Origin of the sequence: Okeania sp. SIO2B9 (assembly GCF_010672505.1) — a bacterium.
GTDB classification, from domain to species: domain Bacteria; phylum Cyanobacteriota; class Cyanobacteriia; order Cyanobacteriales; family Microcoleaceae; genus Okeania; species Okeania hirsuta.
Map to the genome: position 1 here is coordinate 1 of NZ_JAAHGK010000872.1, position 3,370 is coordinate 3,370.

Genomic DNA, 3,370 nt, shown 5'->3' on the forward strand with positions numbered 1-3,370 from the left:
CTTTGATATTGACATACTCCCGACGTTGCTATATTCGCGACAACGCGGGATTCTTCAGCCAGAGAAACCCTGACCGCTGTTTCGTGTGAGGTGATGTTCTCCCCCTGTGTTGACAGCAATCCAACCCACCCCCATCCCCTCCCGGGAGGGGAGCTAGAGGGGTGGGTGAGTTATAGTCTCTATCTAGTTCTTGGCCACAATAGCTACAAGAATGCCAGCGCTCTGACAAGCTCTTAGAAACTCTGTTTAGACACTCCCAACAATGTTGAGATGTACCTTTTGGCTCTACTTTGATGACTGTATATTTAATTGTCAATATCTATGAACATGGTAAGCAAGAACGTGAAAATATCAGGAACGGGCAAGATGCCCATTCCACAAAACTATTAAAATCCCAAGCGCATTTATGCAACGCCACATTTCTAAATGCTCAAACGAGTGTCAGAGATTACTTCTGACTTCTGACTTCTGATTTGTGCGTAGCGCATATTTCCCTCCTTCTCAACCATAGATAGTAATATCATGTCCGGATAATTAGTTATAAAAAAAACTTTCTCCTTCAACTCCAGTTCTTCCTCTTCCTTCTTCCTTCTTCTTTCTTCCCTCCTGACTCCTGAGGACTGACTCCTGAGGACTCCGTAGTTATTTATTTATAACTGTTCAACCGGACATGATATAAGGGAGGAAACCCAACCCCGGAAAAACTATGGACTCAAACGTTGATAAACTGTCGCCAAACCATCTACATCCCCGACATTACCTGGAAATAAAACAACAGGTAATTCAGGAAATTGAGGATGCTCTGCGGGAGTCCGCACCATCGAACAACCAGCTAATACCTGACCCAATAATCTAGCAGTAGTTAAAGCCAAACCTTTACTTACAGTATCATTAGAGGTAATCCCACCTTTACTGATCAAAAATCCAATATCCTCGGGCAAACCCCGGACAATATCCATCAATAACTCGGAGACTGCCACACCAAACTCCAAACGCACTTGCACATTTTCAAAAGTCAATTCTTCACGACTGGTATAAACCACAGGTGTTTTCCCTTCTGCATGAACAGCATGAACTTTTTCGAGAATATTTTTGAGTAAAGTTGCTCTGTTCTTCTCAGACTCCTCAACTAAATGAGACACATTTACTTCTACACCCACTACATCAGACTCTTGTAATAATCTTTCCAACTGTTGGGTAGATTTCTTAACATGAGAACCCACAATAATTACACCTGGTTTCCCACTCCTAACATATTGCCTCATCTCTTCAGCAGCTATAGGTTGATTTCCCAAAGCAGCTAAAGAAGTTAAAATACTTGCAGCACTCCGCAATAGAAACTTTTTACCTTGACTAGCTGCTGCCAACAAATCATTGGCAAACTTGTCTAAGTCGGCTTGAGTTTCACCATCGACAACTCCACATTGGTTGCCAGTCATTTTGATCAAACGTTCTAAACTACCAGAGCGAATATCATCAAGTCTAAATTTTTCTACAGTTTCTGCTTTGATTTGACCTTTGGTTTTTTCTTCCACATAATCAGGTAAATAACTATAGGTGTAGCCAAATACTGAATCTTTGGCAAATTCTGTTTCGTGAACTGGAGTTTCTACACCATTAACCATTAAATAGTGGGTACTGTTGCGGGTGACTCTCCCACCTTCAAAAAATGCTGGAACTAGGAAATGCGCATCAAATGGACCAAGTTCGGCTGCTATGACATCTGTTTCTATGGGATAATGACCCCGTAAAGTAGAGTCAGAACGACTAACGACTAAGAAATCTTGGATATTTGATTGAGCGATCGCTTCGGTCAAGTTATGTGTAACTTCTCGTGTCACATTGGCTGCTTGGTCTGGGGTCAGGGCGCGAGTATTGGAGAGGATAAAAAATATGGGAGATTCATCAAGTAATCCTAATTTTAGGGTTTCTACATCCCACTTAGTTAGAAGTAGACAACTATGAACAGTTTGGGAACCTGTTGGGTCATCATCTAGGACAATAATTTTTGGTTGGCTGTTAGTCATATTTTTTTTGCTCATTATCTATAGAAGGCTATACCGAGATTCTCAAAAAAGTTTTTCTCAGCTTTCACTACTATATCTATAGATATGTCTCTATTTGATTAATTTTCTTCCTTTTTCTGTGTTGCTTATAAATTTTAAAACTAAAAAAGGAATAATTTTGATATTGCTCGGAGCGGTCGTACTAAAGAAATAAAACATTTATTGCACATCAGAATCACTTAATTTTTGAAAAATGAGGAATATTTTTTCGATTGATTAAACATTGGACATCAGTATAGTAAGTTGAGCTGCAGAACATAATTGCAAATTTTATTAACATTCAACTCTAAGTTTGAGCATAATCAGTATAGACAGGACTTACGCAACGATACTAACTATAGTGATAATATCCTGAAAATCACCAAATAATATACTATTTAGTAAATTTAAAATATTTCTAGCATTATTGATTGATTTTTTGCCCATTGTTTTAGTCTTTTGTTAGTCTTGAGAAAAATTTTTTTTTTAATGCTTAATGAGCTTGCTTAGTTTAACACTGAAATTGATTTTAGGTTTTCAGTCTAATTTAGGTTTTATAACTTAATTAACTACATTTGTTAATATACGAACTTGTTACGACTTGTTACAATACGAAATAACCTTATTTTCTGTCTTCTTATTTTTTGTATCTTCATTTCCAAACAAGTAGTAGTCAAAATCAAACCAAACTGTGTAGACCCCATTTTTACTATGGTTTATAAAAATACTAAATTTATCTACATCATTAGGAGGATATTTGAATTCCCGATCATCTAAAACTTTAGAGTCAGATTTTTGAGTTAAACTAGCAGTGTATTCAGACTCTTTCATAACGTCAGCACTTAAATCAGGTACATTAGTAAATTGGGGACATTTTGAGTAATCCCAATTAAGAGTTAATCTTTCGACAATAAAAGTACCACTAATATTTTGATTACCGATCATTATGTCGGCATAACTACTGCGGCTATCTATTTTATTCATATTATATGTAACTGTAGGTTCATTATATGTAACTGTAGGTTCAATATTAGAATTATCAAGAGGTGGTTTTTCACCTGTAGTTGTAGTTGTAGTTGGAGGAGTTGTAGTTGTAGTTGTAGTTGTAGTTGGAGGAGTTGGAGTTGTAGTTGTAGTTGGAGGAGTTGGAGTTGGAGATGATGCAAAGTTAAGAACAATACCAAGCACTAGAAGAAATAACCCTATAGGAATAGTAAATCTTTTTTGTTCTCGTGAAACCTCAATTATACCACCTATTTTTGTGACAAATCCTAAAATAATAATCAATAGTCCTGCCACAATTAGCATGGTTGGCATTTGCAAAT

Annotated in this window: 3 protein-coding genes; all 3 read right to left on the reverse strand. The window is 36.9% G+C overall.

Going from position 1 to position 3,370, the window contains the following annotated elements; translation table 11 throughout:
- Nucleotides 1–28: 28 nt before the first annotated feature.
- Complete coding sequence (locus F6K13_RS35390; RefSeq protein WP_353734927.1) at nucleotides 29–316, reverse strand: zinc ribbon domain-containing protein; 288 nt, start codon at nucleotides 314–316, stop codon at nucleotides 29–31.
- A 388-nt stretch (nucleotides 317–704) separates the two neighbouring features.
- A complete protein-coding gene (locus tag F6K13_RS24760; protein WP_124144276.1) occupies nucleotides 705–2,027 on the reverse strand; it encodes a four-carbon acid sugar kinase family protein in 1,323 nt (440 codons plus the stop codon).
- Between the two features lie 612 nt (nucleotides 2,028–2,639).
- The coding region (locus tag F6K13_RS24765; protein ID WP_287288674.1) for a hypothetical protein at nucleotides 2,640–3,370 on the reverse strand (731 nt) is incomplete at its 5' end.

What these genes read in the sequence shown, in the direction of transcription:
- F6K13_RS24760 (WP_124144276.1), bottom strand. Translation starts at nt 2,027, where the DNA reads ATGACTAACAGCCAACCAAAAATTATTGTCCTAGATGATGACCCAACA.